The organism is Streptomyces sp. NBC_01451, from assembly GCF_036227485.1.
Classification (GTDB): domain Bacteria; phylum Actinomycetota; class Actinomycetes; order Streptomycetales; family Streptomycetaceae; genus Streptomyces.
The window spans coordinates 1,415,800-1,431,468 of the sequence record NZ_CP109479.1; the positions used below are offsets into that span (position 1 = coordinate 1,415,800).

The 15,669-nt window shown below is 72.8% G+C and carries 15 protein-coding genes and 1 pseudogene; 5 read left to right on the plus strand and 11 right to left on the minus strand.

Annotation, left to right across the window (positions count from 1 at the left end; genetic code table 11):
• Positions 1 to 11: 11 nt before the first annotated feature.
• A complete protein-coding gene (locus tag OG595_RS06130) occupies positions 12 to 368 on the minus strand; it encodes a hypothetical protein (protein ID WP_329268681.1) in 357 nt (118 codons plus the stop codon).
• Here OG595_RS06130 and OG595_RS06135 point away from each other — a divergent pair, their 5' ends adjacent.
• A complete protein-coding gene (locus tag OG595_RS06135) occupies positions 369 to 1,772 on the plus strand; it encodes a hypothetical protein (protein ID WP_329268683.1) in 1,404 nt (467 codons plus the stop codon).
• Positions 1,773 to 2,150: 378 nt separating this feature from the next.
• Here OG595_RS06135 and OG595_RS06140 read toward each other — a convergent pair whose 3' ends face one another.
• Positions 2,151 to 2,606, minus strand: coding sequence for a PPOX class F420-dependent oxidoreductase (locus OG595_RS06140; protein WP_329268686.1), 456 nt, complete (start codon positions 2,604 to 2,606; stop codon positions 2,151 to 2,153).
• A 73-nt stretch (positions 2,607 to 2,679) separates the two neighbouring features.
• On the opposite strand from OG595_RS06140, the gene OG595_RS06145 reads away from it, so the two are divergent.
• Genes OG595_RS06145 through OG595_RS06155 form a run of 3 tightly spaced genes read left to right on the plus strand, consistent with a single transcriptional unit; the run spans position 2,680 to position 5,951 of the window.
• Positions 2,680 to 3,258: a TetR/AcrR family transcriptional regulator gene (locus OG595_RS06145; RefSeq protein WP_329268688.1), complete on the plus strand. Its 579-nt coding sequence runs from the start codon at positions 2,680 to 2,682 to the stop codon at positions 3,256 to 3,258.
• Positions 3,255 to 4,670, plus strand: a complete 1,416-nt coding sequence (locus tag OG595_RS06150; RefSeq protein ID WP_329268691.1) for an MFS transporter — start codon at positions 3,255 to 3,257, stop codon at positions 4,668 to 4,670. Before OG595_RS06145 ends, OG595_RS06150 begins: the two co-directional genes overlap by 4 nt.
• A gap of 54 nt (positions 4,671 to 4,724) precedes the next feature.
• Complete coding sequence (locus tag OG595_RS06155; RefSeq protein WP_329268692.1) at positions 4,725 to 5,951, plus strand: serine hydrolase domain-containing protein; 1,227 nt, start codon at positions 4,725 to 4,727, stop codon at positions 5,949 to 5,951.
• 35 nt (positions 5,952 to 5,986) lie between these two features.
• Here the strand turns inward: OG595_RS06155 and OG595_RS06160 are convergent, their stop codons facing one another.
• The 5 genes from OG595_RS06160 to ribA form a co-directional block, all read right to left on the minus strand.
• Complete coding sequence (locus OG595_RS06160) at positions 5,987 to 7,192, minus strand: saccharopine dehydrogenase family protein (RefSeq protein ID WP_329268694.1); 1,206 nt, start codon at positions 7,190 to 7,192, stop codon at positions 5,987 to 5,989.
• Complete coding sequence (locus OG595_RS06165) at positions 7,189 to 8,286, minus strand: saccharopine dehydrogenase (RefSeq protein WP_329268696.1); 1,098 nt, start codon at positions 8,284 to 8,286, stop codon at positions 7,189 to 7,191. The genes OG595_RS06160 and OG595_RS06165 overlap by 4 nt, the downstream gene beginning before the upstream one ends.
• Positions 8,283 to 9,431 (minus strand): NAD(P)/FAD-dependent oxidoreductase, encoded by a 1,149-nt coding sequence (locus OG595_RS06170; protein ID WP_329268698.1) that lies wholly within the window; start codon positions 9,429 to 9,431, stop codon positions 8,283 to 8,285. The genes OG595_RS06165 and OG595_RS06170 overlap by 4 nt, the downstream gene beginning before the upstream one ends.
• A complete protein-coding gene (locus tag OG595_RS06175) occupies positions 9,428 to 10,408 on the minus strand; it encodes an ornithine cyclodeaminase family protein (RefSeq protein ID WP_329268701.1) in 981 nt (326 codons plus the stop codon). Before OG595_RS06175 ends, OG595_RS06170 begins: the two co-directional genes overlap by 4 nt.
• Before the next feature lie 101 nt (positions 10,409 to 10,509).
• Positions 10,510 to 11,166 (minus strand): GTP cyclohydrolase II, encoded by a 657-nt coding sequence (ribA, locus tag OG595_RS06180; protein ID WP_329268702.1) that lies wholly within the window; start codon positions 11,164 to 11,166, stop codon positions 10,510 to 10,512.
• A gap of 38 nt (positions 11,167 to 11,204) precedes the next feature.
• Here ribA and OG595_RS06185 point away from each other — a divergent pair, with 38 nt between their 5' ends.
• A complete protein-coding gene (locus OG595_RS06185; RefSeq protein ID WP_329268704.1) occupies positions 11,205 to 12,017 on the plus strand; it encodes a creatininase family protein in 813 nt (270 codons plus the stop codon).
• A gap of 80 nt (positions 12,018 to 12,097) precedes the next feature.
• Here the strand turns inward: OG595_RS06185 and OG595_RS06190 are convergent.
• The 4 genes and pseudogenes from OG595_RS06190 to OG595_RS06205 all read right to left on the minus strand — a co-directional run.
• A pseudogene (locus tag OG595_RS06190) lies at positions 12,098 to 13,177 on the minus strand (lysylphosphatidylglycerol synthase transmembrane domain-containing protein); the annotation flags it as partial.
• On the minus strand, positions 13,174 to 14,205 hold the full coding sequence (locus OG595_RS06195) for a methyltransferase domain-containing protein (protein WP_329268705.1): 1,032 nt from the start codon (positions 14,203 to 14,205) through the stop codon (positions 13,174 to 13,176). The gene OG595_RS06195 and the pseudogene OG595_RS06190, both read right to left, overlap by 4 nt.
• On the minus strand, positions 14,202 to 14,492 hold the full coding sequence (locus OG595_RS06200) for a hypothetical protein (RefSeq protein ID WP_329268708.1): 291 nt from the start codon (positions 14,490 to 14,492) through the stop codon (positions 14,202 to 14,204). The genes OG595_RS06195 and OG595_RS06200 overlap by 4 nt, the downstream gene beginning before the upstream one ends.
• Positions 14,489 to 15,652 carry a glycosyltransferase family 4 protein gene (locus tag OG595_RS06205; RefSeq protein ID WP_329282682.1) on the minus strand — a complete coding sequence of 388 codons (1,164 nt, stop codon included), beginning with the start codon at positions 15,650 to 15,652 and terminating at the stop codon, positions 14,489 to 14,491. The genes OG595_RS06200 and OG595_RS06205 overlap by 4 nt, the downstream gene beginning before the upstream one ends.
• Positions 15,653 to 15,669: the final 17 nt, after the last annotated feature.

Sequence of the window (15,669 nt, forward strand, 5' to 3'; positions counted from 1 at the left end):
GCGTTGCCCGATCACCGGTGCGAGAGGCGGGCGGGCGAGGCAGTGGCGGGGGCCGGGTGGACAGGAGTGCCGGTCGGGGACGACTCGGCACGCTGGGCCACACGGGGCCGGAGCCACAAGGTGCTGCTCGTCGTCCACAACGTGACCTCGGCGACCCGGCTCCTCGACGTACTGCCCCTCTTCGACGACGACTTCAGGGTCCAGTTGCTCGTGACCTGCACGGACTCGTCCGTGTTCCGCTCGGGCGTCACCGAGCTGCTGACCGGGACGGGGTGCCGGTACTGCCGCGGGAACAGGCCGTCAAGACGCCGGTGTCGTTGGCGATATCCGCGAGCTTCGGCGGTCAACTCACGGACATTGTGGGACACTTGACCATATTGTCCCACGGTGTCGGGTATCCCGAAAGGCTGGCGACTCCCAACACCCACCACCCAACAGTGGGCGGCGGGAGTGCCGAAGCCGGGGGGCCGGTCTTCGGGATGTCGCCCGAGTGGCTGCTCGACGAGCACGGCGTTCCCGTCGCGGACGCGCTCGTCCTGTCGCATCCCGAGCAGTACGAGCGATTGCGCGCCGCCTGCCCCGAGGCCGCGCCCACCGCCGTACTCGCCGGGGACCCCTGCTGGGACCGGATGCTCGCGGCGGGGCCCTACCGCGACCGCTTCCGCCGGGCCCTCGGGATCCGTGCCGGGCAGCGGCTGGCGCTCCTCAACTCCACCTGGAACCCCGAGTCGCTGTTCGGCGACGGCGGCGACGTCCTTCCGTCGCTCCTCCCCCGGCCGGCCTCGGAGTTCCCGGCCGACGAGTACCGGTTCGCGGCGGTTCTCCACCCCGACAGCCGGCACGGCCACGGTCCCGGACAGATCCGCGCCCGGCTCGACCGCGCACGGCGCGCCGGGCTCGCGCCGATCGACCCCCTGCACGGCTGGCGCCAGGCGCCGATCGCGGCCGACGCGGTGATCGGCGACCACGGTTCGGTGACCTGCTACGCCGCCGCGCTGGGCGCCCCCGTCCTGCTGGGCGCCGCTCCCCTCGGCGGCCTCGCGCCCGAGGCACCCGTCCACGACTTCGTGCGCGACGCCCCGCGTCTCGACCCGGCGTCCCCGCTGCGCCCCCAGGTGGAGGCGGTCGCCCGCGACCACCGGTCCCGCCCCGAACCCGCCGGGTTCATCAGCTCCGTACCCGGCGAGTCGGCCACCCGGCTGCGCCAGCTCTTCTACGACGTCCCCGGCATCCCCCAGCCCGACGGACCCGCCCTGCTGGAAACCCTCCCCCTGCCGCCGTACGAACCCCCTTCCCGCACCGTGCCGTTGCTCGTGTTCACCCGGCTGCCGGGCGCCTGCGAGGTCGACATCACCCGGTACGCCGGACCGCGCCCGCCCGCCGACAGCACCGGCGAGATGCACACGGCGGTACACGAGGACACCCGCGAGACCCACCGGCTCGCGCTCGCCGACGTGGTGTTCCGGTACGGCGAACGGGACGACGCGCGGTTCGGCACGCCGGAGCTGTGGACGACGGAGGCGCTCGCCCTGTATCCGCAGTGCGCGCCGGCCGCCTACGTCAGCGGCTCCGCCGGGTGCACGGTCGGTACGCGTGACGGTGAACTGCTGTGGGTGCGAGCCGAGTTCGGCTCGGACGCAGACCCGGCCGTGTACGCCTCGGCCCTGCACGCGTGGCTCGCCGCCGGCAAGTCGCTGGACGAGCCGGTCGCGCGGGGGCTGACGGTACGGACGGGAGAGGCCGCCCACCGGGCCACGGTCACCCGGCGCTGACGCACCGCTCCCGCAGCGTCCGCAGGTGGGCCAGGTGATGGGCGGCGTTCTCCTGCCCGAGGGCCGCGATCGCCGCGTCGACCGGTGGCAGCGCGGCCGTGAAAAACCAGGCGGGCGACCTCGGCCAGCTGGCCGGGTGTGGCGGGTGCGGCGACCTCGCGCCCGGCGATCCGGCGCACCACGCCTCCGGCGGTCTCCCAGGCCCATCTGCCGGCTTCGCCGCCCATGCCCGATCCGACGGCTCCGAGTACCGCGCTGATGGCGCCCAGCGAAATCGGATCCAGTATCCCGCGCACTCCCCGTCTCCCGCGCCCCGCACGGCCGTTGGGCCGCTCTGTGGATCAACCCTAGCGGCAGTGCGGGCACGCTGACGGAGAGTCACCCGCCTCGATGAGTCCGGCGGCGGGGCACGCCGTACGCCCGCTCCACCCTGATCCGCAGCACGAGGCGCCGGTCCCGGACCATGACCGCGCGGTACTCGTCCCAGTCGGGGTGCTCGCCGCGCACGGCCCGGTAGAGCCGGACCAGTTCCTCGACGGTTTCGTCGTGCGGGTCCTGGGCCACGGGCGTCAGCTCGGCCACGCCCTCGACCACGGTGTACGCCCAGCGGTCGTCGCTGGTCACGTGGTAGGAGACCCGCGGGTCCCGGCGCATGTTGCGGGTCTTGGCGCGGGAGTCCGTGATGGAGACGCGGACGATGCGTTCGTCGGGGTCGTAGGCGTGGGTGACGTTCGAGAGCTGGGGGCGGCCGTCGGCCTTGATGGTCGTCAGCACTCCGCCGTCGTACTCGGAGAGCGGCTTGAGGAGGGGGTCCTGCGCGTCGTCCTGAGTCATGTCCCGTGCAACGCGACGCCACCGGCCTTCATTCCGGTAGACACTGTCTACCGGGCACTGGTAGACAGTGTCTATGAGTGATTCGCTGCGTACCCGGCTCATCGATGTCGGCGTCGACCTGGTGACCTCGGAGGGCGTTCACGCGCTGACCCTGCGGGAGATCGCCCGCCGGGCCGGCGTCTCGCACGGCGCCCCGCGCCGGTATTTCCCGACCCATGTGGAGCTGCTGTCGGCCATCGCACGCCGAGGCTTCGCCGAGCTCACGGCCAGGGGATCGCGGGCGATCGAGGAGACCGGGCCCGGTACGGCGGGACCCCGGGAGCAGATCGCCGCACTCGGGCGCGCGTACCTCGACTTCGCGCTCGCCAACCGGGGCATGCACGAGCTGATGTTCCGTCACGACCTGCTGGAGAGCAACACGTTGGGGCTGCGCGAGGCCAGCCTGCCCGTCTTCGCCCTGCTGGTCGATCTCGTCGGGCGGGCCCGGCCGGACGCCGACGCCCGGCTCGTCGCCGGGGCACTGCTGGCGAACCTGTACGGCATCGCCCAGCTGTGGGCCTGGGGCAGCCTCCAACTCACCACGGGCGCCGACGACTTCGTACCCCTGCTGGGTACGGCCCTCGACGCGCACCTCGGACCGGAGGAGCGGTGAGCGCGCATCGGCTCCGGGGGTCCGGGGAGCATCCCCCGGGAAGGCGCACCGCTCTCGCGAGCAGTGTGATCGGGGCGGTGGTCGTCGCTCTCGACGGCACCGTGCTGACCATCGCGCAGCCCACCCTGCAACGGGATCTGCACGCCTCCTTCACCGAGGTCCAGTGGACGAGCACCGGGTATCTGATCGCGGTGGCGAGTCTGCTGGTGTTCGCCGGGCGGCTCGGGGACCGGTACGGGCACCAACGGCTCTTCGCCACCGGGGTGCTGGGCTTCGGGGCGGTGTCGGCGGGCATCGGGTTCGCGTCCGGGGTGGGCTGGGTGATCGGACTGCGGGTCGTCCAGGGGGTCTTCGGCGCGCTGCTGCAACCCGCCACGCTCGGCATGCTGCGGGCAGCGTTCCCGCCCGACCGGCTGGCGATGCCGATCGCGTTGCGGACCAGCGCGATCGGGGTGGCCGCGGCGGCCGGTCCGCTGGTGGGTGGCGTCCTGGTGACCGGCCTGGGCTGGCGTGCGGTGTTCTTCCTCAATGTCGTACCGGCGCTGGTACTGGGTGTCCTGGCGCTGCTCGTCCGCGCTCCCGGTCCGCGTCCGTCGCCCGCGGCCGGACACGGGCGGCTCGACCTCCCCGGTGCCGCCCTGCTCGCGCTGGCCCTCGCCTGCCTCGTGCACACGCTCGTCGCCGTTCCCGAGCACGGCTGGAGTCCGCCGGCCGTCCTCGGGCTGCTCACGGCGACGGGCGCGGTCCTCGTCCTCGTCCGGCACGAGAGGCGCACGGCCGACCCGCTGCTGCCGCCCGACGTGCTCGGATCGGCGGTCGTCGGCGCCGCGCTGGGCATTCTCGTGGCCGCGTCCGCTGCGATGTTCGGCACACTCTTCGTGGCCAGTCATGTGCTTCAGGACGAGCTGGGCATGGACCCGCTGCGCACGAGTCTGGCCGCGCTGCCGGGTGGTGTGGCGATGGTGCTGGGGGCGCCGGTGGCCGCCGTACTGCTGCGCCGGTACGGGGCCCGGCGTACGACCGTCGTCGCGCTGCTCCTGCTCTCGCTGGGGGTGCTCGTGCTGTTCCGGGCGTCCGGGACCGGGGCGGTCGGCGGTGGATTCCTGCTGCTCGGAGCGGGTTTCGGCACCGTGATGGTGACCGCTACGGCCGTCGTCGTACGCCATGCGGCGGCCGGGTCGGCCGGGGTGGCGGGCGGGCTGCAGCAGACCGCGATGAACGTCGGACCGGTCCTCGGGGTGGCCACCGCGGCCACCCTCGCCACCGTCACCGACGGGCTCCGGACGTCGTTGCCCGTGCTGGCGGGTACAGCAGTCGTGGGTGCACTGGCCGCCCGGAAACTGCCGCACCCGGGTGACCGCGCGGCGACGCCCGCGGGGTCCCTGCGTCACCATGGGGGGTCTGAGGCCTGAGGTGATCCTGTCGGGGTATGACAGGACGGCACTTCAAGCGACCGGAGGGGAACGATGGCACAGCTGCGACAAGAGGTCGACCCGGGCGAGGTCGGACTGGACGCGAAGGCACTGGACCGCCTCGACCAGCACTTCGCCCACTGTGTCGACGAAGGACGCCTGCCCGGCTTCCTCGTGTCCGTGGCCCGCGCCGGCCGCGTCGCACACCTCACCACGCACGGCCGGCGCGACCGGGCGGCGGACCTTCCGGTCGAGGCCGACACGCTGTGGCGGATCTACTCCATGAGCAAGCCGGTCACCTCGGTCGCCGCGCTGATCCTGCTGGAGGAGGGCCGGCTCGCTCTCACGGACCCCGTCTCCCGGTTCCTGCCGGAGTTCGCCGACCCGCAGGTACATGTGAGCGGTTCCGGGAGCGACCTCAGCACCCGGCCCGCCCAGCCTCTGCTGATCAGGCACCTGATGACCCACACGGCGGGATTCACCTTCGCCTTCTACCACTCGCACCCCGTGGACGCCCTGTACCGCGCCGCCAACCTGGAGTCGTCGGTGGTGCCGGGCTCGACGCTGGCCGAGACGTGTTCGGTGTACGCGGGGCTGCCGCTCCAGTTCGAGCCCGGCACCCAGTGGAACTACTCGGTCGCCACGAACGTCCTGGGCCGGGTCATCGAGGTGGCCTCCGGACAGCCGCTGGACGAATTCGTCGCCGACCGTGTCTTCCGCCCGCTCGGCATGACGGACGCCGGCTTCTGCGTGAACGACGAACAGGCGGCCCGGCTGTCCGAGTTGTACGGGGAGACCGAGGACGGCGGCATCGAGCCGATCCTCGGCCTGCCCCTGAAGAACCGGCCCCGGTTCCTGTCCGGCAGCGGCGGTATCGTCGCCACCGCCCACGACTACCACCGGTTCATGGAGATGCTGCGCCGGGGCGGCGAACTCGACGGCGTCCGCATCCTGTCGTCCGGGACGGTGGACCTGATGACCTCCAACCACCTTCCGGGCGGCGCCGACCTGCGCACCTTCGGCGCCCGTCCCCACGACGAGCCCGGCAACGCGGGCGTCGGTTTCGGCCTCGGGGTCTCGGTGGTGATCGACCCGGACCGCACCCTGGCCCCGGCCGGCCTCGGCACGTACGGCTGGAGCGGGGTGGCGACGACGACGTTCTGGGTCGACCCGAGCCGTGATCTGACCGTGCAGTTCATGACCCAGGTACGACACAGGACGAGTCAGTCGTACTGGCAGGACCTCAAGCGCCTGGTGCACGAGGCGGTCGTCACCGAGTAACGGGTGACGGACAGTTGGCGGGGAGCGCGCCGCCGTCAGCCGACGGTGAGCCTGAACTCCATTCCCTCCCCGCCGAGTTCACTCAGCCATTCCTCCGAACGCCGTGCCGTCTCGGCGGCGCGGTTCAGGCCAGGCGGCAGCGAGCCGTCGAGGATGTGCCGGACCCCCAGGGCCAGCGTGCGGGAGACGCACCGGGCCATCGCGCTCTCGGCCGCGTCGCCCTCCAGGTCGAGGAGACAGCGGCCGGACCAGCTCCGCCGGCGCCCGGAATCGGGGTCCCCCTCCCCCAACCCCTCCACGTCCGCTTCCGCATCCGCTTCCACCTCCAGGGAGACGGCGAGGACCACGCGGTCGCGGTCGGCGTCGGTCGTCGGGTAGCGCGCCGCCAACTCCCTTGCCAGGGCGCCGATCCGCTCGTCGTCACCGGCCTTCAGCTCGTCGAAGACGGAGGTCCAGGCGCTGAGCCAGCCGTCCAGGCGCAGGGTGCCCCGGACAAAGGTCCGCGCCTGCCAGGCCGTCGGCAGTCCGTACTGCTCGACGAACGGCACACTGTCCCGGTTCGGGTACACCTCGAAGGTCTCCCCGTCGATGTCCTGCGAACGCGTGACCTCCCAGGGCCTCCCGGCGACGGTCTCGACGCCGTCCTCGATGTAACGGGCGGGCGAGCGAAGGGCATTGAGCACACCGGCGGGCGCCCAGCTGAACCGGTACCTGAAGTCGTTGGGCACCGCGGGGATGCCTCCGCAGTACGACGTGAGGCGGTACGAGGCCGGCGTGCCGGCGCCGATCGCGTGCTCGGCGCGGGTGACCAGGCTGTGCGCGAAGAGGTGGTCGATGCCCGGGTCGAGCCCGCACTCGGTGAGAACGACCAGACCGGCCGCCTCGGCCGCCGGCACGTGCTCGAGTACCGCCTCCGACACATAACTGGAGCACGCGAAGTGGGCCCCGCCCCGCACGCAGGCCGCCAGCAGCGGGGCGTGCCCGGGTGCGGGGAGCATGGAGACGACGACGTCTCCGGGGGCCAGCTCGGCCGTGAGCGCGGGCAGGGTGTAGGCGCGGGGTTCGGCACGGCCGGTGAGACCCAGCCGGGCCAGCGCCTCGGCCGCGCGGTCCTCCGTGCGGTGCCACACCCGTACGTGGCGCACGGCGTCGCTGTCGCACAGCGCGGCCAGTCCGCCACCCGTGGACAGGCCCACGCCGATCCAGTGGACGGTGCCGCTCGCGGGAACCGTGTCGGTCATGCGCCCGTTCCCCCTTCGTTTCCGGAGTTTCCCGCACTTGCCGAACTTCCCGACTCGGCCTTGACCAGGCCGAGTTCACGGCACGTCTCGTCGAACCGTTCCAGGCAGCGCCCCCAGGCGCCGCCCACCTCGAAGTCGAGGAGTTGGGGCACCAGGTCGGCCGAGAAGTCCGCGCTCGCCTCGCGGGGCAGCAGGGACGGCAGGTTGTCGATGGCGATCAGATCGAGCGGCGGCTCGTCGCGCAGCCGCCGCACGGGGTCGTCCCAGGTGGTGGCGGTGTCGTACACGGGGAGAAGGTTCATGGGCGAGCCGACGTCGACGGTGACGTCCGAGAGGGTGCGCAGGCGGCGGCCGGGTGTGTCCAGGTCCGTGTCCGTCAGGAAGGGCGGTACCGGGCGGGTCGTGAGGACGGTGTTGACCAGCAACTCGTGGGCCAGCAGGGCCGGCCGGTCCAGATTCCGCGTCTCGGCCAGGTCCCAGCAGGTGGGGTCCACCCCGGCCTCGTCGAGTGCGACCCGCGCACCCCGGCCGCTGCGGCCCAGGGCGCCGATCACCAGCGCGCTCATCCGTGTCCCCGGTGCCCTCAGTTCGGCCTCCAGTGCCTCCTTGGTGGTCGGAAGCAGCGGAGTCGACAGCTTGCCCCGGTGCTGGAGCACGGCGAGGGACGCCCCCAGGTATCCGGCCCAGTAGCCGAAGGCGGCCAGCCTGCGCCCCTGGTCGTCCGCCAGATACTCCAGGTCGAGCAGCGCCCCGCCCCCGGCGACGAAGCGGCCCAGCAGCTCGGCCGCGCCCGGCTGGCCCTTGTAGGCGTGCCCGAAGTAGATGTGCCGGTGACGCAACTCGCCCGGCTGGTCGGGGAGTTCCTTGAGGCCGACGATCACCGCGTCGGAGGGCGCGGAGACCCAGGACCCGGCGGCAGCGACACCGCAGCCGACCGCCTCGTACTCCCCGGTCGGGAAGATGCGCTGCGGGGAGTCCTCGACGGTCAGGCGTACCCCCTGTTCGACGAGCCGCCGGGCGTCGGACGGGACGACGGGGGTGCGGCGTTCTGTCGTACGGGTCTCGTGGCGCAGCCACAAGTGGAGCTCGGTCATACGAGGTTGACCTCCGGGCGCAGGGCATCGGCCGCGAAACGGCCGGCGTTCAAGGGGCTGATGTCGACGAAGGGTACGTGGCCGAGGTAGAGGTCGCGGACCACCTCGCCGACCGCCGGCCCCTGGAGGAAACCATGGCCGGAAAACCCTGTCGCGTAGAGAAAGCGGGAAGGTGAACTCGCCTCCCCTATCAGGGCGTTGTGGTCCGGGGTGATCTCGTACAGGCCTGCCCAGCCGCCGGTGCGGCGCAGGTCGAGCAGGGCGGGCGCCCGGTGTTCCATCGCCTCGTACAGGCGCGGGATCCAGCGGTCGTGGGTGTCGGTGGCGAAGCCGGTCGTCTCGTCGGGGTCGGACATGCCGAGGAGCAGGCCGGGTCCCTCGGTGTGGAAGTAGAGGCTGCTGCTGAAGTCGATGGTCATGGGAAGCGCCGGCGGCAGTCCGGGGACCGGTTCGGTGACCGCGATCTGGCGGCGCAGGGGGTCCACCGGCAGTTCCACGCCCGCCATCGCGCCGACCGCCCGTGACCAGGCACCGGCCGCGCAGATCACGGTGCCGGTGGCGATCCGTCCCTTGTCCGTGACGACGGCCGTGATGGTGTCGCCGTCGCGTTCGATGCCGGTGACCTCGGTGTGGCGCAGGACGGTCGCGCCGTGGCGGCGGGCGGCGGCGGCATAGCCGTGGACCACCGCCTCCGGGGTGCAGTGGCCGTCGTCGGGCGAGTAGGCCGCCGCCAGCAGACCGTCGGTGCTGATCAGCGGGGAGAGGCGGTGTGCCTCGGCCGGGGTGAGCATCCTGCTCGGCACGCCCAGGCCGTTCTGCAGCGCGACCCCCGCCTCGAAGGACGCGACGTCCGCCGGTGTGGAGAGGAGGAAGAGGTAGCCGACGCGGTGCAGTCCGATGTCGTGCCCGATCTCCTCCCCGAACCGCCCGAACGCCTCCAGGCTCCGCGCCCCGAGCTGGATGTTCAGCTCGTCGGAGAACTGCGCCCGGACCCCGCCGGCGGCGCGCGAGGTGGACCCGGACGCCAGTTCGTCACGCTCGACGAGGACCACGTCCCGTACGCCCGCCCGGGCCAGCTGGTAGGCGATGCTCGTCCCCATCACCCCGCCGCCGATCACGACCACGTCCGCCCGTGTCACGGTCATCGCCCCTCCCCGCGTGCCGCGTGGACGACCGCCCAGGCCGCCGCGGCGTCCTGCACACCGAGCCCCACGCTGTTGTAGAAGACGATGTCGTCCGGGCCGGTGCGGGCTGTCCGCGCGCCCGTGAGGACGTCGCCGAGCCCGATCAGGTCCTCGCGGGCCAGCAGCCGGTCCCGCAACGCGTCGACCACCGGTCCGGCGTGCTCCGCCGCGGTCCCCGGGTCGTCCACCACGACGGCCGCCGCCCGCCGTACGGCATCGGCGTCCACCTCGCTGCGGGTCGGCTCGAACGACCCCACGCTGATCACCGTGCACCCGGGCGTGAGCCATGCGCCGCGCACGACGGGGGTGGTGCTGAGGGTGCAGGCCGCCACCAGGGATGCCCCGGTCACCGCCTCCCGGGGGGTGCCGGTCGCCTCGGCGGCGATGCCGAGTTCGGCGGCGAGCAGCTCCGCGGCCCGCGTGCGCCGCTCGGGGTTCGGACTCCACACCCGTACGGACTTCAGGTCGCGGACCCGGGCGACGGCCCGGGCGTGGGCGAGTGCCTGGGTGCCCGAGCCGATCAGGGCCAGTTCGGCGCTGTCGGCCGTGGACAGCGCGTCGAAGGCCACGGCGCTGGCGGCGGCCGTACGCAGGGTCGTGACCGCCGTGCCGTCCATGAGGGCGACGAGTTCGCCCGTCACCGGGTCGAGGGCGGTGATGACGGCGTGCACGGTCGGCAGGCCGGCCGCCGCGTTGCCGGGGTTGACGCTGCCGAACTTCGCCACCGCGCCGGTGTCCCGGGACAGCCGGGAGACGTACGCGAAGACCACACTGTCGTCGAAGCGGCTGGGATGCATGATCTTCCCGGGCAGATCAGGCGTACCGGCGCCGCCCGCGCCCAACGCGCCGAAAGCCGCGCGCTGCGAGGCGATCGCCGTGTCGGCGTCGAGGAGAGCCGTCACCTGGTCCCGGGAGAGGAAGAGGACGTCGTCGGTCATTCCCTCTTCCTTTCCGGAATCGGGGCTGCTGGCACCCCCCGCGCGCGTCCGAGTGACGTACGCCCCCTGATCGGGACTCCCGGCCGGGTCTCCCGGTCAGGTCAGGACCAGTGCGCCACCGCGTCGAGGTGCGGCAGGACGTGGTCGAGGCGCTCGCGCTTGGTCCGCAGGTAGGTGATGTTGTTCTCGCACGGCGGGATCAGCAGCGGCACGTCCTCGGCGATCTTGATGCCGTGGCGGAGCAACGCCTCGCGCTTGCGCGGGTTGTTGGACATCAGGCGCACCGAACGGACACCGAGGTCATGGAGGATCTCCGCCGCGACGCCGTAGTCACGGGAGTCCACCGGCAGACCCTGCGCGAGGTTCGCCTCCACGGTGTCCAGGCCCTCCGCCTGGAGCTGCATCGCGCGCAGCTTGGCGAGCAGCCCGATGCCCCGGCCCTCATGCCCTCTGAGGTAGACGAGAATGCCGCTCCCCTCGGCGACTATCGCGCGCAGCGCGGAGTCGAGCTGGTCGCCGCATTCGCAGTGCTGGGAGCCGAAGGCGTCACCGGTCAGGCATTCGGAATGCAGCCTGGTGAGAACGTCGTCCTCGGTGATCTCGCCGTAGACCAGCGCCACTTGCTCGTCACCGCGATCGTGGTCCATGTATCCGACCGCCTGGAAATCGCCGTACACGGTGGGCAACGGCGCATTCACCACGCGTTCCACTCCCGAGGCCTGGGAGGCTTTGCCGAGTACGCCAATTTTTTCTGTCATGATCTGGTTCCTAAGCAGAGACGAAAGGCCGGGAGAACATGGATGATTCGGGAATACGGTCGACGGCGTCCGTAGCGTTGCCGACCGGCGGCCTGTTGCCGGTGGACACTACGGAAGACGTACGGACACGAGCCGCCGGCGTCTCAACGCAGGTCGCCGTTCTTCCGGTCGGGAGCTTCGAACAGCATGGTCCCTTCCTTCCGTTGACGACCGACACCCTGGTCGCCTGTGCCATTGCCCGGGAGATCGCATCCGCATACCCGGTGCACCTCCTTCCGCCGGTGACCATCGCATGCTCGCATGAGCACGCCAAGTGGCCGGGAACCGTCAGCATCTCCTCCGTGACCCTTCACGCGGTAGTACGGGACATCGCCGAATCGCTGCGCCGCTCGGGCGTGGACGCCCTGGTGGTCGTCAACGGACACGGCGGAAACTACGTACTGGGCAACGTCGTTCAGGAATCCTCCGCGCGCGGTGAGCGCATGGCGCTGTTCCCGGCCGCGGAGGACTGGGAGACGGCGCGCGAGCGGGCCGGAGTGGTGACCTCGCTGCTCACCGACATGCACGCGGGGGAAATCGAGACCTCCATCCTGCTGCACGCTCATCCTGAATTGCTCCGTCCCGGTTATGAGACCGCTGATTTCGTCGCCGACGACCGTCGGCATCTTCTGACCCTCGGCATGGCCGGTTACACCGATTCCGGTGTCATCGGCCGTCCTTCGCTGGGCTCCGCCGAAAAGGGGAAGGCGTTGCTGGCGAGCTTCGCCGAGTCCTTCGGGGCGTATTTCTCGATGCTCACCGAGGCCGTTGCCGGGGCCACTGCCGGTGCCGACGCCGGGGACCAGAAGTAGCGGACGACCAGGACGACCGCGCCGGGCAGGGCGGCCACGAAGCTCAGCACGCCGTACACGACGGCGACGCTCAGCCCCATGCTGGCGCCCAGCCCCGCCGCGCCGAACGCCCAGGCGGTGACGCCCTCGCGGGGGCCCCAGCCGCCGACGTTCAGCGGTACCCCCATCGCCAGCAGCGCCAGTACTGCCAGCGGCAGCAGCTCGGCGACGGTGGCGCGGGATCCGGCGACCCTGGCGGCGACCACGAACATCCCGAGGTGGCCCGAGAGGACGACCACGGAGGAGAGCGCCACGCCCGGCAGGTTCTCGCGGGAGAGCAGGGCGCCGCGGGCCTCGGTGAGCGTGGCGCGCAGGGCGCGGGCCCGGCGGGCCGCCGCACTCGGGGCACGGTTCATCCGGACGGCGACGACGATCGCGACGGCGCCCACGGCGACGAAGGCCACCATCAGGGCGACCCGGCGGGCCTCGGCCAGTACCGGCGACGGCTGGGTGAGCAGGACCACTCCGCCGACGGTGATCAGCGCGATCTGCCCGGCGACCCGTTCGAGGACGACCGCACGGACCCCGCGCCCCATGTCACCGGCGCTCTGCCCGTGCCGCACCGCACGGTGCACGTCGCCGAGGACGCCGCCGGGAAGGGCCGCGTTCAGGAACAGCGAGCGGTAGTAGTCGGCGACCGCGGGGACCAGGGGCAGCTTGATCCCCAGCCCCCGGGCGACCAGGGCCCAGCGCCAGGCGCTGAACACGGTGGTGAGCAGCCCGATCCCGAGGCCCACGAAGAGGATCGGTACGTCGATCCGCCGCAGCCCGTCCAGGAAGACGCCGGTGCCGAGGCGCCAGAGGAGCACGCCGAGAATCGTTGTTCCGGCGAGAGTGCCCAGGTGGGGGCGGATGCCTTTGGCGACGCGGCGGAGACGGTTCGGGGTGGGCGTCTGCGGGGCGGCGGCCCGGGGCCCGACGAAGCCGATCACTCCGGCGCGGCCGGCGGACGCGGAGCGCCTCGGAGGATGTACGGCTGTTCGTACGCCGCGGGCCGGTGGGCGCTGGTCGCTCCCCCACTCTCGGCTTCGCTCGGACGGGGGGACCCCCATCGCGCCGGAGCCGCTGATCGACACAGCCCCGCGCCCCTTACGGGTCACGTCCAGCGTCGGCACGCTCATGAGGTCGTCCCGTCCGTCGGCCTCGGCAGGGACAGGAGGTCGCTGTGGTGGACCTCCACCCGCAGCTCCCCGGCCGCGCAGGCCTCCAGGCGCTCGGCGAGGTAGGCGTCGGCGCGGGACTTCAGTGCCGGGCGTTCCTCCACCGCCGCCGCGACCCAGCCGCGCAGCCACTCCGCGGTGAGCGGGGCCTCCACGGGGCCGAGGTGCCAGGCGCTCGGGTGGACGCGGACCGTGGCGCCCCGCTGGTCGAAGGCCTCGCAGGCCGCCGTGACCGCGTCGGGGCCGAGCAGGCCCGCCCGTCGCTGGTGGGCGTTGAACGCGTCGGCGATGTCCCCGTCCAGCGGGTCGGGGGTGCCGAACTCCACGCGGCCCGCGACGGAGAGGGTCAGCAGGGCCGGGCTGCCGGCGCCCGCGCAGGCCGTGGCGAGGGCGTCGACCTCCTCACGGGTGAGGACGTCCAGCAGCGCGGACGCGGTGACCAGCGAGGCACCGGCCAGCGCGTCGGCGGTCAGCCGGGCGACGTCTCCGCGCCGTGTCTCCACCGTCACGTGACTGCCGTCGGCGGCGGCGCGCGGGGAGGCCACGGCGGCGAAGTGCAGGAGGTAGGGGTCGCGGTCGTGCAGGACCCAGTGCTGGGCGCCGTCGAGCCGGGGCGCGAGCCAGCGGCCCATGGAGCCGGTGCCGCAGCCCAGGTCGTGGATGACGTGCCCGCCCGGCTTTCCGGGCAGCTCGGCGAGCCGGGCGCGCAGCGGGACGAGGAGTTCGACGGCGCGCGCGGCGGCGTCGGCGCCCTCGCGCAGCTCCAGCCAGTCGGGCGCGTAGCGGGGCGGGTCGTCGGGTCCGGCCTCACGCAGCCGGACCGTGCCCCGTTCCCCCGGGCCCACCGGACCGGCGCCGGGCTTCACGTCCCGGTGCGTCGGCTGGGCCGGAATCCCGGCGGCGGGCTTGGCGTTCGTGTCCACCGGAGTCACCGGTCCCCGTCGTTGTATGTCGGACGCCGCCGAAGTGGTGATCGTCGTCTTCCTCATGCCGCGTTCCTCGCTTCCCGGGGGTTGCGCCCCAGTGCGCCCACGGCACTCCGCAGCGCGGCCACCCGGCGTCCCCGGGCGGCGATCAGCTCGATGTCGGCGTCCATGGGAGTCGCCGGAGCGGCCGGGGCCGTCATCGTCGTCGCCTCGGTGGTGCCGCTCTCCGGGGTGCCCGGGGCGATCGGCCCCCGCACCTCGACGGCACTCCGCAGCGCAGCCGCGCGGAACGCCCGCGCGGAGACCGACCCGCTGTCGGCGCCCGTCGTCGTCGCTGTCGCTGTCCTCATGCCGCCCTCCGGGGTTCCCAGGGAATCCGGCCCAGCACACCGGCCAGGCTCCGTGCCGTCGCCGCCCAGCCGTCCAGGGCCGCCCGGCGGCCTCGCGCCGCCGCCTTCAGACGTCGGCGGACGTCCGCCTCGCCGAACCAGCCGCGCAGTTCCGCGGCGAGCGCCGCCGGGTTCTCCGGCGGTACGAGGATGCCGGGGACGCCGCCGTCGGGCGCGCGCCCGACCGCCTCGGGGAGGCCGCCGACATCCGTGGCGAGCACCGGGATGCCGCGCGCGAGGGCTTCGGTGACCGCCATGCCGTAGGTCTCCGCGTAGGAGGTGAGGACCATCAGGTCGGCGGCGGCGTAGCTGGCGTCGAGCTGGGCGCCCGCCTGGGGGCCGGCCAGGTGCAGCCGGTCCTCCAGACCGTGCCTGGCGATCAGGGCGCGCAGCTCGGCGACGTACTCGGGGTCCTGTTCGAGCCCGCCGACGCAGACGCAGCTCCACGGCAGGTCGGTCACCGCGGCCAGGGCCTCCACGAGGCGGTGCTGGCCCTTGCGCGGGGTCACGGCGGCCACGCAGAGGAGGCGGGAGACGCCGTCGGTGCCGGAGGCGAGGGGGGCGATGTCGGCGCCGGGGGCCGCCATGTGCACGCGGTCCGGGGCGAGCCCGTGGTGGGAGACGAGGCGCCGGACGGCCCAGTCGCTGGTCGCGATCACCGAGGGCACCGCCCGCAGCGTGGTGCGCTCCAGGGCGTCCAGCTCGGCCGCGACGGCCGGGTCGAGGCCCGTCTCGTCGCCCAGCGGGAGGTGCACCAGCACGGCGAGACGCAGTCGTTCGGCCTCCGGGACGATGATCTCGGGGACCCCGCAGGCCACCAGGCCGTCGAGCAGGACGACCGTGCCGTCGGGCAGGTCGCGCAGCGTCCGCGCCAGTTCGGCGCGGGCGTCCGCGCCGGGCCGGGGCCACTCACCGTCGACGGCGTGCTTGTGGACCTGCCAGCCGAAACCGGCGAGGTCGAGGCTGATCCGCCGGTCGTAGGCGTTGCCGCCGCTCGGCTTGGCCGGGTCGTCGACACCGCCGGGCATCACGAAGTGCACGGAGCGCAGGGACATGGGGATGATCGCCGCGTTCTTGAGGGCCGCGTTCTGCACGGGCACGTAGTTGAGCGTGGTCTGCACGTGAGCCTGTACCTGTA